The sequence below is a fragment of the Bacillus sp. sid0103 genome, assembly GCF_019219025.1.
The window spans coordinates 33,375-56,917 of sequence record NZ_JAHUWN010000010.1; the positions used below are offsets into that span (position 1 = coordinate 33,375).

General features: G+C 40.4%; 18 protein-coding genes. 2 read left to right on the forward strand and 16 right to left on the reverse strand.

All coding sequences use genetic code 11. The features are described from left to right. Positions 1 to 127: 127 nt before the first annotated feature. The 9 genes from KW850_RS12750 to KW850_RS12790 all read right to left on the reverse strand — a co-directional run bounded on the left by KW850_RS12750 (position 128) and on the right by KW850_RS12790 (position 12,213). Positions 128 to 2,320 carry an alpha-galactosidase gene (locus KW850_RS12750; protein WP_218347954.1) on the reverse strand — a complete coding sequence of 731 codons (2,193 nt, stop codon included), beginning with the start codon at positions 2,318 to 2,320 and terminating at the stop codon, positions 128 to 130. 168 nt (positions 2,321 to 2,488) lie between these two features. Continuing rightward, on the reverse strand, positions 2,489 to 3,526 hold the full coding sequence (locus tag KW850_RS12755; protein ID WP_218347955.1) for a sensor histidine kinase: 1,038 nt from the start codon (positions 3,524 to 3,526) through the stop codon (positions 2,489 to 2,491). Then, positions 3,523 to 4,197 carry a response regulator transcription factor gene (locus tag KW850_RS12760; protein ID WP_218347956.1) on the reverse strand — a complete coding sequence of 225 codons (675 nt, stop codon included), beginning with the start codon at positions 4,195 to 4,197 and terminating at the stop codon, positions 3,523 to 3,525. Before KW850_RS12760 ends, KW850_RS12755 begins: the two co-directional genes overlap by 4 nt. Before the next feature lie 23 nt (positions 4,198 to 4,220). Then, positions 4,221 to 5,969: an ABC transporter ATP-binding protein gene (locus KW850_RS12765; RefSeq protein ID WP_218347957.1), complete on the reverse strand. Its 1,749-nt coding sequence runs from the start codon at positions 5,967 to 5,969 to the stop codon at positions 4,221 to 4,223. A gap of 224 nt (positions 5,970 to 6,193) precedes the next feature. Then, entirely contained in the window at positions 6,194 to 7,810 is a 1,617-nt protein-coding gene (locus KW850_RS12770) for an ATP-binding protein (RefSeq protein ID WP_218347958.1), read from the reverse strand. 132 nt (positions 7,811 to 7,942) lie between these two features. Continuing rightward, positions 7,943 to 9,364, reverse strand: a complete 1,422-nt coding sequence (locus tag KW850_RS12775; RefSeq protein ID WP_218347959.1) for a sigma-54 interaction domain-containing protein — start codon at positions 9,362 to 9,364, stop codon at positions 7,943 to 7,945. A 130-nt stretch (positions 9,365 to 9,494) separates the two neighbouring features. Beyond that, on the reverse strand, positions 9,495 to 10,280 hold the full coding sequence (locus tag KW850_RS12780) for a 3-hydroxybutyrate dehydrogenase (RefSeq protein ID WP_218347960.1): 786 nt from the start codon (positions 10,278 to 10,280) through the stop codon (positions 9,495 to 9,497). Between the two features lie 56 nt (positions 10,281 to 10,336). Next, complete coding sequence (locus KW850_RS12785; RefSeq protein ID WP_218347961.1) at positions 10,337 to 11,779, reverse strand: GntP family permease; 1,443 nt, start codon at positions 11,777 to 11,779, stop codon at positions 10,337 to 10,339. Positions 11,780 to 12,069: 290 nt separating this feature from the next. Continuing rightward, positions 12,070 to 12,213, reverse strand: coding sequence for a hypothetical protein (locus KW850_RS12790; RefSeq protein WP_218347962.1), 144 nt, complete (start codon positions 12,211 to 12,213; stop codon positions 12,070 to 12,072). A 132-nt stretch (positions 12,214 to 12,345) separates the two neighbouring features. Between KW850_RS12790 and KW850_RS12795 the strand changes: the two genes are divergently transcribed. Together KW850_RS12795 and KW850_RS12800 are read left to right on the forward strand one after the other, a co-directional pair. After that, entirely contained in the window at positions 12,346 to 12,660 is a 315-nt protein-coding gene (locus tag KW850_RS12795) for a winged helix-turn-helix transcriptional regulator (RefSeq protein ID WP_218347963.1), read from the forward strand. 16 nt (positions 12,661 to 12,676) lie between these two features. Then, positions 12,677 to 13,600, forward strand: a complete 924-nt coding sequence (locus tag KW850_RS12800) for a DsbA family protein (RefSeq protein ID WP_218347964.1) — start codon at positions 12,677 to 12,679, stop codon at positions 13,598 to 13,600. Between the two features lie 282 nt (positions 13,601 to 13,882). Here the strand turns inward: KW850_RS12800 and KW850_RS12805 are convergent, their stop codons facing one another. The 7 genes from KW850_RS12805 to KW850_RS12835 all read right to left on the reverse strand — a co-directional run bounded on the left by KW850_RS12805 (position 13,883) and on the right by KW850_RS12835 (position 23,528). After that, positions 13,883 to 15,118, reverse strand: coding sequence for a Zn-dependent hydrolase (locus tag KW850_RS12805; RefSeq protein ID WP_218347965.1), 1,236 nt, complete (start codon positions 15,116 to 15,118; stop codon positions 13,883 to 13,885). Positions 15,119 to 15,424: 306 nt separating this feature from the next. Next, on the reverse strand, positions 15,425 to 16,447 hold the full coding sequence (gene mglC / locus KW850_RS12810; RefSeq protein ID WP_218347966.1) for a galactose/methyl galactoside ABC transporter permease MglC: 1,023 nt from the start codon (positions 16,445 to 16,447) through the stop codon (positions 15,425 to 15,427). A 12-nt stretch (positions 16,448 to 16,459) separates the two neighbouring features. Then, positions 16,460 to 17,965: a galactose/methyl galactoside ABC transporter ATP-binding protein MglA gene (gene mglA, locus KW850_RS12815; RefSeq protein WP_218347967.1), complete on the reverse strand. Its 1,506-nt coding sequence runs from the start codon at positions 17,963 to 17,965 to the stop codon at positions 16,460 to 16,462. Between the two features lie 221 nt (positions 17,966 to 18,186). Beyond that, complete coding sequence (gene mglB, locus KW850_RS12820; RefSeq protein ID WP_218347968.1) at positions 18,187 to 19,242, reverse strand: galactose/glucose ABC transporter substrate-binding protein MglB; 1,056 nt, start codon at positions 19,240 to 19,242, stop codon at positions 18,187 to 18,189. A gap of 242 nt (positions 19,243 to 19,484) precedes the next feature. Further along, positions 19,485 to 21,071, reverse strand: a complete 1,587-nt coding sequence (locus tag KW850_RS12825; RefSeq protein ID WP_218347969.1) for a response regulator transcription factor — start codon at positions 21,069 to 21,071, stop codon at positions 19,485 to 19,487. Continuing rightward, on the reverse strand, positions 21,046 to 22,530 hold the full coding sequence (locus tag KW850_RS12830) for a sensor histidine kinase (RefSeq protein WP_308128793.1): 1,485 nt from the start codon (positions 22,528 to 22,530) through the stop codon (positions 21,046 to 21,048). The genes KW850_RS12825 and KW850_RS12830 overlap by 26 nt, the downstream gene beginning before the upstream one ends. Continuing rightward, positions 22,527 to 23,528, reverse strand: coding sequence for a sugar-binding protein (locus KW850_RS12835; protein WP_218347970.1), 1,002 nt, complete (start codon positions 23,526 to 23,528; stop codon positions 22,527 to 22,529). The genes KW850_RS12830 and KW850_RS12835 overlap by 4 nt, the downstream gene beginning before the upstream one ends. Positions 23,529 to 23,543 lie beyond the last annotated feature (15 nt).

Here is a 23,543-nt window from a genome sequence, read left to right on the forward strand (position 1 = left end):
TCCCCTTACATTAAAAATATGCCCTGTTTTTTTACGCAGACCATTTCAAGAGGCTTCTTTCCCCTTACGGAAGCGATTACAAATACTACGATTATATCAGACCTGAAAGATCATATTTTATATTTGATTACTTTTCATATGCTTCAATGTGGTAAATACTCGAGGAAAAATCTCTATTTATCGGTGGCAGCGTTAATCCAATTTTCATTAACTCATCGCCCGCATATTTCTGTTCTCCCTTATTTACTCTATAAATCTCACACGACTTTAGCCCGCGCAACTTCAGCCGGAAAAACGGTGGATTTGGTGTTGCCAAGGTTTTATAGTAAAAAACTACAGCCCTTTCCTGATTCGGCGAAACATACATCCAAGCCGAATCCATTCCATCAAACGGACTTAACAGCCTGTATAAGTCACCAAAACAGACAATATCCTTGACTTGATGATATCGTTTGATTTGCTCCATTACAACCTTCTTATCATCACTACTCAGTTTGTCGATATTTAATTCAAACCCCAAATTTGCAGCCATCGCTACATGGCATCTCATTAAAAGCGGTGTAATTCTCCCCACCTGATGATTCGGCACGTCTGATACATGTGCTCCCATGGTAATCGCAGGATAAATGAGACTTGTTCCGTATTGAATCTTAAGCCGTTCAACAGCATCTGTATCATCACTCGTCCAGGTTTGCGGCATAAAATAGAGCATGCCAGGATCAAAGCGACCGCCTCCTCCGGAACAGCTTTCAAATAAAATCTGTGGAAATCGCTTGGTCAGTTTTTCTAGGATTCGATACAAGCCAAGCATATAACGGTGTGCGGTTTCCTTTTGCCTATGGGGTGGAAGCGCAGCCGAACCCACCTCAGTCATATTACGATTCATATCCCATTTCACATAGGAAATCTTAGCACTGCTAAAGACACGGGTGAGCGTCTCGATTAAAAAATTACATACGTCTTCCCGGCTTAAATCAAGAATTAACTGATTTCTGGACTGTGTCCGGTTCCGTCCCGGCACATGGAGACACCAATCAGGATGCTTCCGGTACAAATTACTGTCAGGAGAAACCATTTCCGGCTCGACCCATAGCCCAAATTGCATCCCCTTTTTTTGGATATAATCAGCCAACCCGTCTAAACCATTCGGAAGTTTTTTCTTAAAAACAACCCAATCACCCAACGAACTTTTATCATTGTCACGATGCCCAAACCAGCCATCATCCAATACAAACAGTTCGATGCCCAATTCTTTTGCTGCATCCGCAAGGTCGAAAAGTTTTTTTTCATTAAAATTAAAATAGGTGGCTTCCCAGTTATTAATGAGAATTGGGCGTGCTTTGTCGCGGTATACCCCACGACAAACTCTTTCCCTCAGTATTTTATGAAAAGTCCTGGACATTCCTCCAAGCCCTTCTGAGGAATAAACCATTATAGCCTCAGGTGTTTGAAACGTTTCCCCCGGCTTCAGCACCCATGTAAAATCAAAGGAGTTTATGCCGATGCTAAATCTTGCGGTTTGATACGGATCCACTTCGATGGAAGCTTGAAAATTTCCACTGTAGACTAAACTGACGCCATATACCTCCCCATACTCTTCGCTGGCGTCTTTTGAAAGCAGCGCAATAAAAGGATTATGTTGATGGCTGCTTGCACTCCGAGCTGATGAAATCATTTGAATCCCGTGGTTGAGTGGCTGCCTTTCGATGTGACGCTCACGCCCCCATGTTCCATAAAGGTGCAGCCAATCCCATTCTGATTGATGAATGTCTACTGACATACTCATACATTTATGTATTTCCACATCATGGCTCCCAAGATGCTCAAAGGAGACCGATCTCGTTATCACATCAAAATCACAGTAAATTGTATAATGAAGATTCATCCCGATCCCTAACATGGAATCTACCATTGTTAGCACTAATGTTTCAGCCTCAAAATGATCCTCGACATAAGCTGCCGGCAATCCCTCCAGTGGATGTTTTCCTTGAAAAATTTCATGAGAATCATAGACAAATTCCGTTACCGTAGTTCCGTCAGCGGAACGGATCTGATAGGCCGGCGAACGAAAGTCCCCATTCCCAAAAGCGGGATATTCCTGTGGCAGTGTATCAAGTGAAAATTGCGGAAGAGAAGGTTCCGTCGTCGGCGAAAAAGGCCTGCGTTTAAACGCCAGAATGGAAGAAGGCTGCAGCGCCTTAACCCTCTTGCCCCAATACAAATGTGCGGGATATTTACCATGGACAATTTGAATCAAATAACTAATCCTGTTATTGTACAAATGAAAAATCCCATCCTTTTCATCCCAATCAATTGGCACGGGCGCTCACTCCTCCATTGTTCGATATCCTAAATTACATATCTTCCTATTAATATGATTTTCCTCATGCCTAACAGAACAATAAATAAAAAAAAGGGTGTCAGGCACCGTACGTGGACATTTGTCCACGTACGGTGCCTGACACCCAAAACAACACTGAAAAGTTGATTATAGTGTAATAGTAAAGGTGGTTCCTTTTCCTTCTTCGCTTTCTACTAAGATGGTTCCATCGTGCAGTTCGATGATCTTTTTTACGATGGAGAGTCCTAATCCGCTCCCGCCTTTTGACCGGTCCCTTGCCTTATCGGCCTTGTAGAATCGTTCAAACACATGGATTTGGTCTTTTTTCGAGATGCCAATCCCCGTATCCGTAATGTTCACGATCGTTTTGTCATCTACCTTTTCGAGTTGAACACGGATCATCCCCTGACTAGGCGTAAATTTAATACTATTGTGAATGAGGTTGGTCCAAACCTGACTCATCAAATCCTCATCCGCGGTGATAATGACCTTATTTAGGGACACATCTAATTCCAGATCCTTTTCCAACCAAAGCGGTTCACAGGCTAAAATGATCGTCCGTATTTGTTGATCTAACCGATAGCTTCTCCGCTCAAAGGGATGATGTTTAGATTCAAGAGAGGTCAATTTCATGAGATTATCACTTAACTTTGATAACCTTCTGCTTTCCGTTTCAATAATATTGAGATAATGGTTTCTTTCTTCGTTTGTTAGCTGATCGTTTTGGAGGGCTTGGGCAAACCCCATTATTGACGTCAGCGGCGACTGAATTTCATGTGAGACATTAGAAATAAATTCCTGGCGCATCTCTTCCATTTGCTTTAATTCCTTAGCCATATGATTGATATGATCGATCAGTTTAGTAAATTGATTGGCTCTGCCTACTTTTAGATCGAGGTATACATTAAAATCACCCTTCGCAATCCTGCTTAATGCATCCAGTACTTCATGAAAGAGATTATGACGCCTAGAGTTCGTAAATAAAGCAATCACAAACCCAATTAACACCATCGTCAAGATACTACTGACGACTTCTGCCATGTGACGAATATAATCGGATGTCTGAAGATCGAAAAGTTGATAGATTCCTGAGACGATGAAATACCCAGCTGAAAAACTAATTGAAACAAATACAATGAAAAAAGTCATCCCAAATAAATGCTGAAAAAACCGTTTGATCTTCATTGTTTTACCTCAAAGCGATAGCCTAAGCCCCGAATCGTTTGAATCCGGAACGGGAATTCTTCTTCTGAAAACCGCTCTCTTAACCTTTTAATATGCACATCAACCGTTCGTTCATCCCCTTCATAGTCATAACCCCAAATATCTTCAATCAGTACCTCTCGTGAAAATGTTTTTCCAGGGTAGCTCGCTAATTTAAACAACAGTTCAAATTCTTTCAACGGAATGGTAATTTCCTTATTTTTAAAAGAAATTTCATGTGTTCTTCGGTTCAGCCTAAAGTCATCAATGGTTATGGTTTGTGAGACCGTTATTTTATACCGTTTTAATACGGCTTTGACTCTGGCTGTTAATTCCACAGGGTCAAAAGGCTTAACGAGGTAATCATCCGCCCCCAGTTCAAAACCTTTCACCTTTTGTGAGGTTTCGCCTTTGGCGGTCAACATTAAGACCGGCATATCACTGAACGCACGAATCGCTTGGCATAATTCCCAGCCATCCATATTTGGCATCATAATATCAATAATCGCTAAATCAACCTTTACTTTTTCGAGCAACTGTAAGGCCCGCACCCCATCCGCTGCTTCAAACAGTTCAAATCCTTCCTTTTTTAAAAAAAGCAAGACCAATTCACGAATATTGGCATCATCATCAACAATTAAAATCTTTGTCATCTACCCTCATCCCTTTCCAACTATTAAACAGGTTCGCTAATCCGTAATTGCTGTTCGGCAAATTCATGATATAAGGAGTGAGTTTGTACAAGTTGTTTATGTGTGCCGCTTCCGGTAATGGTCCCCTTGTCCAAAAAGATAATTTGATCGGAATCAATGACAGTGGACAAACGGTGGGCAATAACGAGTGTGGTTCGCCCCTTCATTAAATTCTGTAAGGCTTGTTGAACCACTTGTTCCGATTTGCTATCAAGACTGGAGGTCGCTTCATCTAACATTAATATTTTCGGGTCCCTCAGAAAGGCACGAGCAATCGCAATTCTTTGCCGTTGCCCACCAGATAATTTAATTCCTCGTTCTCCGACCTCGGTGTCAAATCCATTTGGCAGTTCCGCAATAAATTGATCAGCAAAAGCCATTTTAGCTACCCTTTGTAAATCAGCCTCATCCACTTGTTTATCCATTCCGTAACATATATTATCACGGATGGTGCCTGCTACAATTGGGCTTTCCTGTGATACATAGCCAATTTGGCTTCTCCAAGAAAACAGTGAGAATTCATTAATTGGATCCTCCCCAAGGAGAATCATTCCTTGTTGCGGTTGGTAATACCGCTCCAATAAAGAAAATAACGTTGTTTTCCCGCTCCCGCTTGGACCGACTATCGCTGTTACTTTTCCTGCTTCTGCGGTAAAACTGATATCTTTTAATACCGATTCCCCATTTTTATATGAATAATGTAGATGCTCCACAGTTATCGGTTGATTCATATTTTGAACGTCCTTCATGGAATCATCTTGTTCCTCTGTCATATCCATAATTGCGATAATTCGTTCTGTAGCGCCCGTTGCCTTTTGAAATTGGGTAAAAAAAGCGGCCAATTGCCCCATTGGCATGACGATTTGAAAAAGATACATAATAAATGCAACTAAGTCCCCCGCCTGTAATGCACCCGACGAAACTCTCATCCCACCGAACCCAAGAATCACGACTAGTAATACCATGATGACTACACCAATTAATGGAGTAATAAGCGCTTGAATTTTCGCCTCTTTCAATCCATATTGAAACAATTTTGTGATGCCGCTTTTACCATTCTTATATTCGATTGCTTCCGCATTGGAGGCTTTTACTAAGCGTATTTCTGATAACACTTGCTGAATGACTGAAGTAAACTGTGCTGTTTCGGCTTGCATTCCTTTGGAAACCAGATGCATCTTTCGACCAAGTGTCATTAATATGACTGCTGCAAGAGGCAGAGCAATAAACATCAACAAAGCCATTTTCCAATCCAATAACAGTAAGACTATAATCGAACCAATGATAGAAATGGTCCCTGAGAGGAAATTGGCGAGATGGTCAGTAATTAAGCCTTTTACCACTGCGGTATCATTGGTCATTCGGCTGACCGTTTCACCCGTTTGATTTTCTTCATAGAACGGGATTGGTAAGACGAGGAGTTTCTTCCATAAACGGTCTCGAATCCCGGCCACAACCGATTGTCCGATCTGATTTAATAAATAAATGGATATCCCGCTGGCCACCGCTTGGAGTAAAATGGCCGAAACAAGGAGAATTATTCTTGCTGTACTTAAGGTACTAAGTGAAAAATCATTAATAAGATTTTTGGTGAATAAGGGGACTAATAGCCCCACCATAGTGGTCCCTACACTTAATAACAGGGCGATACAAAGGAGAACCTTAGAGGGTTTAGTATGCTGAACCAATCGAATAAACTGGCGCCACCCCTTCTCATTCTTCACAGCCGACATATATCTTTACATCCTTTCTACGATCACAAACCTCCATATCGTTGGTTTCACGATTACACACTCGATTATACAAAGCATATATGAATTGAATATGAACTTCTACTTAAGCGCAAAAAGGTGTCAGGCACCACTCGTGGACATTTGTCCACGGGTGGTGCCTGACACCCAAATTAACACCCAGATCTACACACAAATTGACACTCATATCACTAAATTCACCATACTCAACTAGCGGATGGTAGTTTTATTTCGACTAAGGTTCCTGCTTTTTCATTGCTGCTAAAGGTAATGCTGCCTTGGTGTTGTTTGATGATTTTATGACTAATCATTAATCCGAGGCCTGTGCCTTTTTCCTTTAGTGTGTAAAATGGTTCGCCTAAACGAGGAAGCAGTTCTTCAGGGATTCCGCAGCCTTGATCTTGTACAGAAATGATGCACTCATCTTCTGCTCCTCTCTGAAGGGTGATATGAATTTCTCCCCCGTCTTTCATAGCTTCCATTGCATTCTTTAGTATATTTAGAAAAACCTGCTTTAATTGATTTTTCTCGCAGATTATAAAGTAAGCAGCTTCTTCAAAATCCAGCTTAAATTGGATATTACTCATCAAAGCCTCTGGGGCTAGTAGTTCAAGCGTACATTCAATTAATTCAAGGATATTCGTTCGGTTTAGTTGAACGGCTTGGGGTTTCCCTAAAGTAAGCAGCTGGCTCGTAATCGTTTCAATCCGCTCCAACTCACTAAGGAGCAATTCATCTATCGAACTATCCCCTCTTTTATAAAGCTGCATGAAGCCTTTTAGCGTGGTTAGTGGATTCCTGATTTCGTGAGCTACTCCTGCTGCTAACTCCCCAACAATCGATAATTTCTCCGATCGCAGTAGAATTTCTTCAGCTTGCTTTCGTTCAGAGATGTCTCTGCTAATGATCACAATATTTGCGATGAGATCATTCTCTCCTTTTACAGGCATACAGCGTGACTCGAATTCAATCCAATGTCCTTCTTTGTGTTTTAATCGGAATTCCATTGATTGTGATTCTTTCTTGTCAAACATCAATTTAACGGTCGATCGAAACCGATTCACATCGTCAGGATGAATAAACTTACATAATTCAAAACTCTCAAGCTCGCAGCATTGAAACCCTAAAACCATCTTGTGTGAAGGAGAAAAGTAACTGATCGCCTGCTCTTTATCCATAACCATGATCAAGTCGGATGTATTCTCAGCGATAAGACGGTATTTGGATTCACTTCCTTCAACCAGCCTATACATATCTGTTAATCTAGTATTTAATCTATGCAGCTTCATATATGACTCAACAAGCAATGCACCAATGATAACCCCTAACATCACAAATAATAAATATTGGATATGAAAGATAGGGTTATCAATAAATATGTTAAAAACAATGACAATGATTCCATACATCACAATATAGGCAGCAAATAAGATGAAACTTCTTTTAATCGCTGTGAGTCGTTTAATATAGTAATAAATGACTGAAAAACCCATCATCAAGAATCCCCAGCCAATAATAGCCGGGTACCAATGACCACTTGTCAACAATCTTGTGAGTAAGGATATTAGCCCTGTAATTAATCCTGCCACTGGCCCAAGATAGGCAAAAATGAGAATCACAGGGGCATACCTGATATCATATGAATACTCCTGTTGTTGGAATGACAGCATAATTAGGATAACGGAAACTACTCCTGCATATAGAGAGGTCCAAATGCGAATCAGCTTAATGGGTCTAAATTTAATAAATGAAAAGATGACTAAAGGTGTACTCACCAGCAGTGAAAAAATTGCGAGATTAACAATATAGTCTAACAAGATCAACTTACTTCCACCCACTCCGAATATTTTCGAAATATTTCCTCTTATCATAAACTAGAGTTGATACTATTACCATAACAATAATTTTCTTTTATACATTGAGAATAATTCCCATCTACAAATAGGGAATTATTGCTATTTTATATCATATAACTTGCACTTTTCATAAAAACTCGTTTTCCCGATATTCAGTAATTTAGCAGCATCCTGCTTATTGCCGTTTGCCACTTTTAACGCATTTAGAATTGCTTCCTTTTCGGCAAGAGCAAGCGTTTCTTTTAATGGAGAAATCTGTAACGGCGTTTCTCGGGCCGACAAAAGATTGGAGGAATTTGCAGCATTAACAAAGGTAGTCTTATGCTCTATTTCACGTAAGTAAAGTGGCAGGTGGACCACTTCAATCGTTTTCCCATCTAGAACATTAATGGATCGTTCCAATACATTCTCAAGCTCCCGAATGTTTCCTGGCCATGCATGCTGCATTAGTCTTTCTTCTACTTCAGTCGATAGCTCAATACCTTTGCGGTAAAATTTTCTCTCTAATTTTTTTAATAGACTTTGAGAGATGAGTGGAATATCTTCTTTTCGTTCGCGAAGTGGGGGAATTTCTAATTTGATCACATTTAATCGGTAGTACAAATCCTGTCGGAACTTTCCTTCCTCCACCAACTTCTCTAAATCCCGGTGGGTCGCTGCAATGATTCGTACATCTACAGAAATAGACCTTTGACCACCAACGCGTTGAACCTCTTTTTCCTGTAAGACTCTTAAAAGTTTACTTTGCATCGAGAGTGGCATATCCCCAATTTCATCTAGAAAAAGGGTTCCACTGTCAGCAATTTCAAACTGCCCCTTCTTGCCGCCTTTCTTTGCTCCTGTAAATGCACCGTCATCATATCCAAATAGTTCCGATTCTAGCAAATGTTCAGGTATGGAGGCACAATTAATCGCCACAAAAGGCAAGGATGCCCGCATGCTGCTATTATGGATGGCATGGGCAAATAATTCCTTACCTGTCCCAGAATCGCCAATCAATAAAACGGATGAGTTGCTTCCAGATATTCTTTCTGCTAATTTTTTTGTTGCTAGAAAAGTAGAGTTTTTTCCAATTAAATTATGGAATTGATATTTACTTCTCAGATCTTTTTCAAGTTTGGTTTTATAATACTTTAATTCTTCGACAAGCCCTTGTATTTTGGTCTTATACATCCGCCATTCCTCAGGAGTACGAAACATGACTGTTCCGACTGCTCCGACTACTTTTCCATCCTCCATGATGGGGAAACGGTTTGCAATCATTTCACTGTCATTAATCGGATGAAGAGCAGCAAGCTCTTTCTGCCCTGTTTTGGCGACGATGTGCATGCGTGTATTTTCAATGACATCCTGTACAGGCCGGTGGATGGCATCTTTCACGGTTGTTCCTAAAAACTCACAATATGCTTCATTTATGTAAAGAATAATACCATTATGATCAACGACGACAATTCTTTCTGCTAATAGATTAATAATTTGCTTATGCCAATTAACAGGGATTCCCTCAAGCCCTTCGAACATTCTTTTCCCACCTTTGCACATTAGACATTGTCATTATATCAAATAACGACATAGGATTGAGAAATTGGAAGTATTTTCATACAAAATGAAAATCCTATTCGAACAATCGAATAGGATTCACTATTTGCAATTATTGGGCAGTGTATCCGCCGTCTAGAATGACTGCTTGACCTGTTACTCCTCTTCCTTTGTCACTTGCTAAAAAGACCGCGTAATCTGCAATTTCTGTTACCGATAAAAGCCTTTTTTGCGGAACTAGCGGAAAGAGTACTTCTTCAATGACACGATCTAAACTGACATTCCGAGTTTTTGCTAAATCTCCCAATTGGTTTCTTACCAGTGGTGTATCCACATAGCCTGGACAGAGAGCATTTACGGTGATTCCGTCCGCAGCACCCTCTAAAGCCGCCACTTTGGTCAAACCAATGACGCCGTGCTTGGCACTATTATAGGCAGCCTTGCCGGCAAACCCGATCACACCATTAATCGAAGCCATATTGATGACTCTACCAAAACCTTGTTTCTTCATGATCGGGAATACATTTTTAATCCCGATAAAAGGAGCGGTTAACATGATTTTGACTAGTAATTCGAATTTTTCAGTAGGAAACTCCTCGATGGGAGATACATACTGCATTCCTGCGTTATTGACTAAAATATCAAGGCTGCCGAAGGTTTTATTAGCAAACTCAAGGCTGCTTCTAAACGCTTCCTCGTTGGTAACATCACATGGCGCAGAAATAGCTTCAAGTCCTTGCTCTCTTAGTTCAGCAGCCACTTCTTCGCTTTTGGGAGCATTTACATCTGAAATCACCACTTTTGCTCCTTCTTGTGCAAAAGTCTTCGCGATTTCTAATCCAATACCACTTGCAGCCCCGGTAATAAATGCTGTTTTTCCTTCTAATGATTTGCTCATACGAGCATCCTCCTTAATAACTAGAAAACTATTTTTCTATATTTTCACGCCACGATTTAGATAATCCCAAATAAAGTATATAGACCAATAACGAAGAAAACGGCTACCGTTTTAATAATCGTTACGGCGAAAATGTCGCGGTACGATTGCTTGTGTGTTAATCCTGTCACGGCAAGCAGCGTAATGACAGCGCCGTTATGTGGAAGTGTATCCATTCCACCGGATGCCATCGCAACGACACGGTGCATAACTTCTGGTGGAATATTTGCTGCTGCAATCGCCTGATTGTATTTATCAGCCATTGCGCCTAAGGCAATCCCCATACCACCAGAGGCAGAACCGGTAATACCCGCAAGGGAGCTTGTGGTAACTGCACCATTAACAAGTGGATTTGTAAAGGTACTAGAAATGCCGTCACTAATTTTTGTAAATCCAGGAAGAGAAGAAATAATTCCACCAAATCCATATTCGGCACCCGTATTCATTGTCGCAAGCAAGGCGCCGGCAATACTTAAGTTAAGTCCTTCTTTAAAGTTCACGGTTACTCGTTTCCAATCAAAGGCAAGTGTCGTGATAATCCCAACTACTAGCGCCATTTCAATGGCCCAGATAGCTGCAACAGTAGGTACATCTACTGTATAAGCCTTTAAACCAATCGCAGAAAAATCAAATCCGTTCGGATACCATTTTGGGATGTAGGTGATGAACAGTTTGTTTGTAACCCCTACTAACACAAGCGGTACAAACGCCATGATTTGTCTCAATACAGATTGCTGTGAAGTTAAATCCGGAACAACTACGTCTTCCTTATGATTTGCCTTGGCCAAATCCAATGCGGCTGCATTCTCATTTCCAAATCCAAAATAGCCTTCTCCTGCTTTTGCTGCTTTTTTCCTGCGTGTTTCTAGATATAAGAGTCCAAGTCCTAAGACAAAAATAGCGCCGATAATGCCAAGTGTTGGTGCCGCATAAATATCTGTTTTAAAGAAAGCAATGGGAATAACGTTTTGAATTTGTGGAGTCCCTGGCAGGGCATCCATTGTGAATGTGAAAGCACCAAGTGCGATCGTTCCTGGGATTAAGCGCTTAGGGATATTTGCTTCTCTGAACATTTGGGCAGCAAATGGGTAAATAGCAAAAACAGCTACGAATAAGCTTACACCGCTATACGTTAATATAGCGCCTAATAATACGATAGTTAGCATCGCTCGTTTTGCACCAAGGAGACGGACGATCGTCTTCGCGATCGATTCTGCAATCCCGGACATTTCAACCACTTTTCCAAAAATCGCTCCTAATAAAAATACCGGGAAGTAGGATTTAATAAATCCGACCATTTTTTCCATGAACACGCCGGAAAAGAACGGTAAAACATGGCTTGGGTCAACAAGTAAAACAGCTAAAAGTGCACAAATCGGTGCAAATAAGATAACTGAAAATCCTCGGTAGGCAACAAACATTAATAACCCTAGTGATAAAAGAATAATAAGTAATTGCATTGAAATCCCCCTTTGTTTTTTAAGTAAGCTTCAGAACCCCTTGTTAGGTAAGCGTTTACAACCAAAAGCTCACCTTATTTAAATGCAAGTTCCATGCCAAGATTCGTAACTAAATTTAGAAAAATATAAATTTTCTTTATTATCATACAAGTATTATACTAAATTTTTATTTTACATAACTCGTAAACACAATATCCTGCTTATAATATTTGATTAACATTCCGGATTTTCGGAAATTATTGGTTATTCGATTCCGACGAGGCGGAATTTTCCGTATTTTCGGAATCCCTTTACCTTGCTGCTTTTAAAATGGCTGGATTAACCTTGAATGAAGCTTCTGTTTTTTCCTTAACCGTTTCAAGTTCGGCACCATCTTGGAGTTCTTCTAGTATCACTCCTTCTGTGGTTACACGAAAAGCAGCGAGTTCTGTCACAATCAGGTCGACTACACCCTTTCCTGTTTAGGGCATTTTCTTAAATGCTAGCATTTAAGAAAATGCAGTATATTTTTTATACTTGATATATTTTTTATATCATATATACTAAAAGTAAGTGAGGTGTGTATATTGGAAATTTGCCCTTATTTGGAATATTCATTTGAAATATTAGGTAAAAAGTGGAATGGACTTATAATCCATTACCTTTCCCTCTGCCCCAACGGTCAAGCCCATTTTTCAGAAATCAAACGGGACATAGCAGATATTACACCGAGAGCCCTTTCGTTAAAACTAAATGAACTGGTTGAGTTCGGGTTAATTGAAAAAAAAGTAACGGCTGGTTCACCCGTCCATATTTCGTACCTACTTACTGAAAAAGGAAAAACCTTGACAATGGCACTTGGCCCCATCCAGCAATGGGCGCAGAAATATAAGAACAAATAAAGAAAAGAGGATAACCATGACTAATAAAATGGTGTGTGATTTAGAAACAGGCGTGTGTGGTGAAACATCAGATAATGATTTAGAGACAATTGATCTAAACCAACCTCAAAAGAAAATTACGCTTTATTATGTAACGGATCCCATTTGCTCCCACTGCTGGGCGCTTGAGCCCGTTTTGCGCAAATTTGAAGAGCAGTTTGGACATTACTTTGAATTACATACAGTGATGGGGGGGTTGCTTGAAAATTGGGATGGATTTGCTGACGTAGCCAATGGCATCGGCAGCCCTTCAGATGTTGCTGGTCACTGGCGTGAAGTAGGAGAGTACTCCCGCATGCCTATTGACGGTACATTATGGCTTGATAATCCAGTCCAATCCTCTTATACTCCCTCCCGTGTATTTAAAATGGTTCAACAAAAGGATGAACATCTAGCACGTACTTTTTTACGCCGGGCGAGAGAAGCGGTGTTTGCCTTTAACCAGAACATCGGGGATGAGCAAGTATTGATTAACATCGTCAATCAGATTGGGTTGAATGGGGAACAAGTAGTGCGAGAATCCGGTCTTTCAGATGGGCTTGAATATTTAAGTCAAGATTTGACATTTGCCAAAAGCCTTGGAGTGCGTGGATTTCCAACCGTGATTATGGTAAATGAAGAGAATAAAGGCGTCAAAATCGTTGGTTCACGTCCGCTCGAAAACTATATAAAGGGACTTGAACAGATACTAGGAGGAACTGAATCCGTAAAAGGAAAGACACCGCCGTTGCTTACAAACCTCCTTGAAAAAGAAGGGTTATTATTCGCAAAAGAAATCGAAGTATTGTATGACCTCGAACCTACTGAAGTGAACACATTCATACAAGAAGCCCTTCCATCCAATGATTACGTATTAAGAGAAATTCTTGGCGAAACCTATATTGTCAAAGAGTCTTATTAAACAGATCGATATAAAAAAAGCGGGGAGCATTTGGGCATGCTCCTCGCTTTTTAATCTGACACCGTCAATCATTCCTAATCCTCAATCGCTTTTATATAGCCAGCCTCTTCAACGAGCTCTTGGCCGGGAGGACGGGGCTGGGGAGACCCCCGCAGGAACGCAGCGACAAGGAGTCTCCCCGGACCGCACGCGCCTGAAGTAGAAATCAACAGCCAAGGTTAACAGAGCCTAATCAAAAAAATAGACCCTTCCGCATCGCGAAAAGGTCTCTATTAATATCTACTATTTTGCCAACATGGTTAAAACCGTATCCAATAAAACATTAACCCCTTTTTCGCAGTCTTCCCACGTGGTTAATTCTTCTTCACAATGGCTTTTTCCATTAATACTAGGAACGAACAGCATCGCTGTCGGCACGAAACTAGCAATGAACTGGGCATCATGACCAGCACCTGAAACCATTCTTTTATTGGAATACCCTAGCGACTGGGCCGATTCTTCTAGCGCCTTGCAGATTTCTGGTTCAAACCAGACTGTGTCCCGCTCCCATAATTTTGTTGTTTTGACTTCACAGCCCTCATTTAAAGACGTTAATGTTGGGAGTGCTTCGATGAAGTTTTTAACCGTGCGGACAATTTCCATGTCTTTATGGCGGGCTTCTAAAGTAAAGATCACCTTATTTGGAATGACTGTATGGATGCTTGGGTACACGTTCACCCTGCCTATTGTAAAGACTAGCTCTTCATCCAATACCCCCAACCGCCTGCGAATTTCATTGATTAAGTTATTGGCAGCAAACAGGGCATCTTTCCTCATATTCATAGGGGTGGTGCCGGCATGATCAGATTCTCCTGTTACTTCAATCTCATAACAGGCCATCCCTACCACACATTCAACAACACCGATTGAGAACTCTTCTTTTTCAAGGATAGGGCCTTGTTCAATGTGGAGTTCTAAAAGGGCAGCAGCCTCTTTCAAACGATTTTCCACTTCCCCTTCGTAGCCGCTGGCCTTTAAGGCCTCCCCAAAGGTAACTCCCTCTGAATCTACCTTTTTCAACATAACTTCCTTATCAAATTTTCCGGAGAGCACGCCTGATGCCATCATCGATGGTTCAAACCTTGCCCCCTCTTCATTCGTAAAATTCACAATTGTAATTGGGATTTGTGGTTTAATTTGATTTTCGACCAACGTTCTGACCACTTCTAAACCAGCCACGACCCCTAAGACACCATCGAAACGGCCGCCTTTTTTCACCGAATCCAAATGGGAGCCAAGTAGAATTGGCGGTTTATCTTCAGTGCCAGCCAATGTTGCATACATGCAGCCCATATCATCAACAGTGACTGTTAGCCCCAACTCCTCACAGCAAGCACGGAAATAATCCCTCACCCGAATATCTTCCTTTGAAAGAGATAGCCTTGTAACCCCATTGTTTTCTGTACGGCCAAAGTTTGCAAATTGTTCTAATGTCGTTTTCAGTCTTTCTCCATTAATCAATAACTTTTGTCGTTGCATGATTAAACACTCCCCTTTTTTTAAATGAGATTACGTGCATGGTATCTGTTTCAAAGATCACATGGAGGATAAAAACGAAAATTTGCTATTCTCGTTAGGAAGGTGCTCTTGGACCCAAAGGTCGCTGACAGTGCGATTCATTATGTAAATATTCAGTCAATATCTTTATTATACACCACTGCCAAGCCCTGTCATTAGACAAAACATCAAATCCAACCTCCAAATTGTTTGATAGTTTGTATGAAAAAAGGTGTCAGGCACCACTCGTGGACAAATGTCCACGGACGGTGCCTGACACCAATAATCTTATTTTTTCTTTGCGTGTTTGCGCATGTCGAAGGCTACGGCTACTACGATGATTAGTCCTTTTACGATGAATTGGATGTATGGGCTTACGCCAAGGAAGGCTAGTCCGTAGTTGATGATTTGGAATATTAATACCCCGGTTACTACGCCTGGTACTGATCCAATCCCACCAGATAGGGATACACCACCAACCACGCAGGCTGCGATGGCATCGAGTTCGTACATGTTTCCTGTATTGTTTGTCGCACTACCAACACGACCAGCTTCAAGCGTACCAGAGAAGCCATATAATAGACCTGCAATCATATAGATAATAATCAGGTTTCTTGCAACGTTAACACCAGATACTTTTGCTGCTTCAGGGTTCCCCCCGATTGCAAACATGTTTTTACCTAATTGAGTTTTATTCCAAATAACCCAGATAATCACAGTTGTTACAATCGCATAAATAACTAGATATGGAAGTTCATATGATCCAATTGGAATCCCACGTTGGGCAAATGTTGTAAATTTTTCGCTTAATCCACCTATTGGCTGTGCACCATATGGCGGGCGGTCAAAGTAGATAGAAGTGATTCCGTATACACCAATCATCATACCTAATGTGGCAATGAACGGTGGTACGTGTAATTTAGCGACAATCACACCATTTAATGTAGCAATTAAACCAGTTGCAACCATAGCAATTAAGATTGGAACAATTAGTGGTAATTCAGGCAAATTCGGATACATTTTATAAGCATAATCGCCCGCTTGCAGCATAGATGCAGACACAACCGCCGCAAGCCCGACCAATCGTCCGGCGGATAAATCTGTCCCAGCGGTAATCAGAATTCCTGCCATCCCGAGTGCGATGATAATTCGGGAAGAGGATTGGCTTAAAATATTGATCAGGTTTGTAACTGATAGAAAGTCAGGAGAAGCGATTACGATTCCAATGACAAGTAGGATTAAAAAGACATATATCACATTATCAAAGAGCAATTTGGTTATACTGCTTTTTTGTGTAGCTGATTTATTCATTTGCATCTCCTCCTAATACAAAGCTGCTAAGCGCATGATTTCTTCTTGGGACGTTGTTGCCGTTTCTACGATCCCTGCTGCTTTTCCATTACTCATAACTAAAATTCGGTCAGAAACACCTAATAGCTCTGGCATTTCTGAAGAAATCATGATAATTCCTTTTCCTTCAGCAGCTAACTCGTTAATTAACTGGTAAATTTCAAACTTTGCCCCAACATCAATTCCTCGTGTCGGTTCATCTAGTAATAAAATTTCCGGTTTTGTTAACAGCCAGCGCCCGATAATCACCTTTTGCTGGTTACCACCTGAAAGACTGCCGATAGATGTTTTTTGCGACGGGGTTTTTACTTTCATGGAATCAATTACCCATTGCGTATCGTCGGCAACTTTGCGGTCTGATAAGAACCCGCTTTTTAGTTTATATTGTTTCATGTTCGAAATGATTGAGTTAAAACTGATGCTCAAATCTGGGAAAATCCCTGTCGATCTTCTTTCTTCTGTAACAAGGGCAAAGCCGTTTTTGATGGCATGCTGCGGCGAATGGTTCTTAACCACTTTGCCATTTAATTCAATCGTTCCAGATGTTATTGCCCTTATTCCAAATAGGGCTTCCACAACTTCTGTCCGTTTGGAACCAACCAAGCCAGCAATCCCTAATATTTCGCCTTTTCTTAGTTCAAAGCTAACATTTGAAAAAGAAGGCTGTGTTTCTGCAGTCAAATCAGTGACTTTTAAAATGACATCCCCTGGCTTGTTTACCTTAGCAGGGAAGCGTTGTGATAAGTCACGGCCAACCATCAGTTTGATGATTTCGTCAGTGGTTATATTTTTCGCGCTTTTCGTCGCTATATATTGACCGTCCCGCATGATCGTTACTTCATCCGAAATCTTTAAGATTTCCTCCATTTTGTGAGAAATATAGATAATCGCTACATTCTCACTTTGAAGTCTTCTGATGATTCTAAAGAGATGATTTACTTCCGTCTCAGTAAGTGATGAGGTTGGTTCGTCCATTACAATAATTTTCGAATGGTAGGAAACAGCCTTTGCAATTTCCACCATTTGCATTTCAGAAACGGATAACGTACTCACCTTACTGCGTGGGTCAATATTAATGTCGAGACTTTTAAAAATCGCTGCTGTATCCTCATACATTTTCTTCTCATCTATGAAAATACCTTTTTTTGGATAACGGCCCAGCCAGATATTATCCATAACATTCTGTTGACGCACCTGATTTAGTTCTTGGTGCACCATCGATACTCCATTTTCAAGCGCCTGCTTCGAATTAGCGAAGGAAACCTCTTTTCCATCAAAAAGAATTTTGCCTTCATCCATTGAATAAATACCGAATAGACATTTCATGAGTGTCGATTTTCCTGCCCCATTTTCGCCCATTAAGGCATGCACCGACCCGGGCTTTACTTTAAGGGACACATTATCTAAAGCAAGTACCCCAGGGAATCGTTTGGTTATGTTTAGCATTTCAAGTAAATTGGTAGTACTGGATTCTGACATGAGCGAACCTCCTTGTTAAACCATTTGAAGATATATGACACGGATTAGGCGTGTCATCTAAATTTGTTAGAAGAATTTTTTTTTCAAAAAACGGTGTCCAGCTCCAGTTTCAGGTGGAGTCATACTCCGAACGAAAGAAAAGTGACCCCTTTTCCTTCGTTCGAAGAGCGCCTTGGGGCTGGTGCCAACCCCTGGACTAGGCGCTTCTTCTATATTAGTTCTTACTTATATGCGTCTTTACCAACTTGGATATTATCTTTTGTTACTTCGATGTAAGGAACACGAACTGCTTTGTTGTCGTCAAGTTTCCATTCTGTTCCGTCTAATACGTCTTTACCTTTTGCTGCATTTGCTGCAAGTTCGATTGTTGCTTTACCTTGGTTTTTCGCGTCGTTCAAGATTGTACCAACCATTTTGCCCTTTTCAATCATTTCAAGTGCTTCAGGAATCGCGTCAACACCTACGACTGGCATGAACTTGTCACCAGAGAAGTACCCAGCTTTTTCAAGAGAAGCAACTGCACCTAGTGCCATTCCGTCGTTGTTAGCGATTACGAATTCAATCTTGTCACTGTACTTAGCTAACCAAGCATCCATTTTTTCGGTAGCTTTTGTTGCATCCCACATCGCCGTATCCATTGCTAATTCTTCCATCTGAATACCTTTTTCTTTTACAGTATCCACAGCAAATTTTGTACGTGCCTCTGCATCTGGGTGTCCTGGCTCACCTTTTAATAATACGTATTGGATTTTGCCATCTTTATTTTTATCATATTTATCTTTGTTAGCTTCCCAAGCTTTTGCGATCAATTGACCTTGAAGAACACCTGATTCTGAAGATGTTGTTCCTACATAGTAAGCTTTATCGTAGCCTTTTAATACGCTCGCATCTGGCTCTTTGTTAAAGAAGATAACTGGAATATTTTTTGGTTTTGCCTTATCAATAATGGTTTGAGCTGCTTTTGGGTCAACTAGGTTAATGGCTAGAGACTTAGCTCCTTTGGCAATAAGTGTATCCACTTGCTCAATTTGTTTTGCCTGGTCGTTTTGAGAGTCATTCAACATAAGCTTAACGTTGTCTTTAGCTGATGTTTCCATTGCACGGCGAACATAAGACATGAAGTTGTCATCAAATTTGTAAATCGTCGCACCAACTGCTGGAAGACTGCTGCCCTTGCCAGAATCTGTACCGCTAGTTGAATCACTGCAGCCTGTTGCTAATAGAATACTAGATGCAACTGTCAAAGATAGAATTAAACCTTTTTTCTTTTTAAACATGTTGTCATTCTCCTTTTACTATTTAGTAAAGACTCTGGTAAGCAGCACAACGCCTCGCTAACCTTAGTGTAAGCCCTTACAGATATGTTAGCATGAGGGGGGGTTCCTCAATAGTTCAAAAGTCTAGCATTAATTTGTGATTATCTAGATTTTTTTGCAAACGCTTTATTTTCACGTCATTTATCCACAAATCAAAAAAAGACCAATCCACTCCTGCGGATTAGTCTTTTAGAATAATAATATTAACTTACTGTAACTTTTCGAAATTCAGTTGGCGATAAGCCTGTGTGTTTTTTGAACACGCGGCTAAAATAGTTTGGGTCCTTGTAACCAATTGAGTAGCATATTTCTTTCAAGCTTTTTCCTGGGTCAACCATCTCAGACTTGGCATGCCTAATTCTTATTTCCGTCAAATAATCAATAAAGGTCATCCCAAATCGATCTTTAAATAATTTGCTGAAATAATATGGACTAAGTTCCACATATTCTGCCACTAATTCTAAGGTGATCGATTCAGCATAATGCGTTTCGATATACTCCTTCGCTTTATAGAGCATTCCCTTCGCATGATCATTTCTCCAAATCTGAACATGATGGACGACCGCCAATAAATGGGCTTTGCCTTTTTCAAAAATCTCCATAATATCTTCAGACTCTTCCACTGCAGGTGTTCGTTCATAGCTTATGCCTAAATCATGGAGCATTCGGGAAACGAGAATAAACATTTCGTCAAAGGACTTTTTCACTAAGGCTCCTTTTATATTCTTGTCCTCAGCCAGCATGGTGGCAAATGATTCAAAAATAAACAAGACTTGATTGACGTCTCCCTGCCGAATGGCCTCTAATAGCTTCTTCTCTATTTCTAACACTCCAGATGAGGATGGCAATTCGGCCGAACCCTGTTTAACCGCAAATAAATACTTCCGGTTTGGAGTTTTCGCGAGGTGCTGTAGGGCCATGAGCGCTTCAAGATAGGATTTATTTAATTCATTAGCCTGATTATAAGGAAGACCAACCCCAATCCTTAGTTCAGCATTGAAGTGTTTTTTTTCAAAGAGACTGTTCAGGTTATCGATGACGGCCTGGGCATTGGTTTTAAAATGGACCTTTTCCGTTGCTTTTTTACATAGGAATAAGACTGGTACTTGTGAATCGGTTAACGGCCCAACCATCATTTCCTGTTTAATCATGACAGAATTAAGGGTATCCTTAAGCCAAAAATACCAGTTCTGTTTTTCCTCTGCCGTTAGCTCGATCTTCCCCTTGGACCGCAGCGAGAATAGCATGATGTAGCCGGAAGTAATTTCAACCCCAAGGAGTTGTCCCCATTCATCAAAGGTAATATCCTGAACCTGATTCACTAATACAGTCGATACCCATTCTTTTTGGGCGATTGATACAGCCCGGTCCAGGCTTTCCCGCAGATTTTGCTGTTCTTCTCGCTGTTTGCTCTCCTCAAAAATTTCATCGGAAACGCGCTTTAATGCTGCAAGGATATCTTGTTTTCTGCTTGGTTTTAAGATGTATTCCTTCACCCCCTGCTGCATCACTTCTTTTGCATATTCAAACGTATTAAAGGCAGAAACCATGATAAATCGAATGCCAGGGTTGGTTTTTTTTATGGCTTTGACGGCCTGAACACCATCAATTCCCGGCATTTTTATGTCCATAAAAATGATATCAGGATTGTGTTCTGTAGCCATTTCAATCGCGATTCTTCCATTGGGTGCCTCGCCAATGACCATTACGCCCTCTGAAGAACTGCTAATGATTTTCGTTAACGCCGTTCGCTCAAGGACTTCATCATCCACAATAAGAATTTTCAACAAGCGTGCTTCCCCCTTTAACAGCCTCAGGAATTGTTAGTCTAAAATTTGTCCCGCGTAAATGCTCTGACTCAATTTCACAAATGTCATTTCTCTGATAAAAGAGTTGCAGCCGTCTAATCACATTTTTCACTCCAATACCATTCGAGTGGCTTTTTGATTTTTCCGCTTCATATCCTTCTTCCGGCTCAGCACATTCGACATAATTAAGCAATCTCTTTTTTGTGTACTCATCCATCCCTGCTCCATTATCAATGACCTCAACATTGACCCGGTCATTGTGGCGGTAAATACGGAGCCTGATGACGCCATCTTCTTCGTAGTGTTCCACACCATGCATAAAGGCATTTTCGATTAATGGCTGAAGAATTAAACTAGGGATTTCAATATCTAAACAATCTTCCTCGATGTCGGTTATAAAAGAAATCCGTTCTCCAAAGCGAGTTTGTTGAATATAAAAATACTCCTGGACAATTCTTACTTCTTCTCTTAATGTTGAAGCTTTATCAAAATCGGTCAGGTTGTACCGAAGTATTGCAGCCACGGCTTCTATTAATCTCGAAGTCTGTTCAGCTTCCTCCAAATAGGCCAATTTTGAAACCGTATTCAATGTGTTGAATAAAAAATGAGGATTAATTTGGTTTTGCAAGCTCCGTAACTCTAATTCTTTTAATAACTTATCCAGCTCTCCCTGTTGTTTGATTTCATTTACCAGCTGTCTAAGGTTCGTACGCATTTGGTTAAAGGTTTCTGTTAATGGCTTTAGTTCGTCCTTTGTCGTAATTTTTATATCATTACCTTCTAAGTTTCCAATTGAAATCTCCTTTGCTGCATGTGATAACAGTCTAATCGGCTTCGTAATCCCGCCGGAAATCCATAATGCTAACAAAGTGCTTAGAAAAAAAGCAGCTGCAAAAAGGGAAATCGACATGAGCTTATAAAAATGGTTTTGCTGCTCCATTTGATTATAAAATTTTTGATAGTCAGTCAGCTTATTGTTTAATAGCGCAAGAGTGCTTTCTTGAAGGAATGAGTTTATTTTCAATACCTCATTAAAATGACTCGAATATTGATTAATCTCGTCCTGCCTAAAGGCACCTACAGTTGCATCGCCTTCATCCAAAAAACTGTCAATCATATTTTTATAATTTGTAAGCGTAATCTCATTTGTATTGATTACTTTATAAAGTCTCTTCTGATCTTTAATAAGTTTTAGCTTTTCTTTTCGATAGTCTTTTAGGTAGGATTCATCCTTATCTAAAATATACCCATGAAGCTTTTCCGTAACTAAATTGGATCTTTGCGAAATATCATTAAGCAAAAGAAATCGTTCAAAGCTGTCATCATATTCCGTCATCAGCTTTTCACTGCTGTTATAGAAAAAGAACCCGACTGAAGTTAACAAAACCACAAGGACAATGAAATAAAGCAGCAATTTTGATCTAATTCGAAATAACATCATTCATGCTCCCCCATTCTGTCCGGATGATTCACGGATAAATCTTTTATTCTCAAAATTCGAGTATCCGTATGGACAATAGGCGAAACCTTTTTCCCCTCAATTAGATCAATCATCATTTTTACTGCCCCATAACCCATTTGAAATGGCTCCTGGACAACGGTTGCCTTGATGGTTCCCTTTCTTATTAAACTAAGGGTTTCCGGTAGTGTATCAAAGCCAATAATATAAATTTGATCCTGTTTTTTATATTTTTCAACCACTTGGGCAATCTCTATGCCATCTAAGGCACTTGTCCCAAAGAAAGCGTTGACCTCAGGATGATCCTGCAAAATTTGATTGGCTTTTTCTGCTGCTTTCACTCTGCTAATCTCTGACTCTTCCACAGCTATGATATGGATTCTTTTTTGTGCTTTTACAGCATCCTGAAATCCCTTAACTCGCTGCTGCATATGGTTTGCATAAAAGCTTCCCGTAATAATTGCTACATTGGCATTACCCTTTGTATCCGCTATCAAAGCTTTCCCTGCTAAAAAGCCGGAATAATAATTATCCGTTCCAATATAGGCCATCCTTTTACTGTTCGAGGTGTCCGTATCGACCGTGATGACAGGGATTCCCTTCGCTACAACCCGATTGATAAGTGGAGTAAATTGTTCGTCACTCAATCCCTGAGTAATGATCCCATCAACCTTTGAAGCAGCCGACATTTCAATTGTTTTTACATGATCATCAATATTTGCCTGTTTCGGCCCAGCGTATTCCAGCTGAACACCATATTTTCCAGCTGCCTCCTTTGCCCCTTTTTCTACTAGTCTCCAATATTCGTTATCTAACTCCTCAGGGACAAGAACAATATGATAATCAAACTTTTCTAGTGTCTTTTCTTCTTTAGGTAATTCATGTGAAACTACCTTATACCCATAAAAGATTGAAAATGAGCAACTCACAAGAAAAAATAGAATCCCAACTGTATACGCCATGATGGACAATTTGCTCATAGTACCTCCCTAACC

Coding starts and splice junctions, on each gene's coding strand:
- mglB (WP_218347968.1), bottom strand. CDS start 19,242: ATGTTTAAAAAGAAAAAAGGTTTAATTCTATCTTTGACAGTTGCATCT.
- KW850_RS12830 (WP_308128793.1), bottom strand. CDS start 22,530: ATGATGTTATTTCGAATTAGATCAAAATTGCTGCTTTATTTCATTGTC.
- KW850_RS12765 (WP_218347957.1), bottom strand. CDS start 5,969: ATGTCGGCTGTGAAGAATGAGAAGGGGTGGCGCCAGTTTATTCGATTG.
- KW850_RS12835 (WP_218347970.1), bottom strand. CDS start 23,528: ATGAGCAAATTGTCCATCATGGCGTATACAGTTGGGATTCTATTTTTT.
- KW850_RS12755 (WP_218347955.1), bottom strand. CDS start 3,526: ATGAAGATCAAACGGTTTTTTCAGCATTTATTTGGGATGACTTTTTTC.
- KW850_RS12775 (WP_218347959.1), bottom strand. CDS start 9,364: ATGTTCGAAGGGCTTGAGGGAATCCCTGTTAATTGGCATAAGCAAATT.
- KW850_RS12760 (WP_218347956.1), bottom strand. CDS start 4,197: ATGACAAAGATTTTAATTGTTGATGATGATGCCAATATTCGTGAATTG.
- mglC (WP_218347966.1), bottom strand. CDS start 16,447: ATGAATAAATCAGCTACACAAAAAAGCAGTATAACCAAATTGCTCTTT.
- KW850_RS12780 (WP_218347960.1), bottom strand. CDS start 10,280: ATGAGCAAATCATTAGAAGGAAAAACAGCATTTATTACCGGGGCTGCA.
- mglA (WP_218347967.1), bottom strand. CDS start 17,965: ATGTCAGAATCCAGTACTACCAATTTACTTGAAATGCTAAACATAACC.
- KW850_RS12800 (WP_218347964.1), top strand. CDS start 12,677: ATGACTAATAAAATGGTGTGTGATTTAGAAACAGGCGTGTGTGGTGAA.
- KW850_RS12785 (WP_218347961.1), bottom strand. CDS start 11,779: ATGCAATTACTTATTATTCTTTTATCACTAGGGTTATTAATGTTTGTT.
- KW850_RS12805 (WP_218347965.1), bottom strand. CDS start 15,118: ATGCAACGACAAAAGTTATTGATTAATGGAGAAAGACTGAAAACGACA.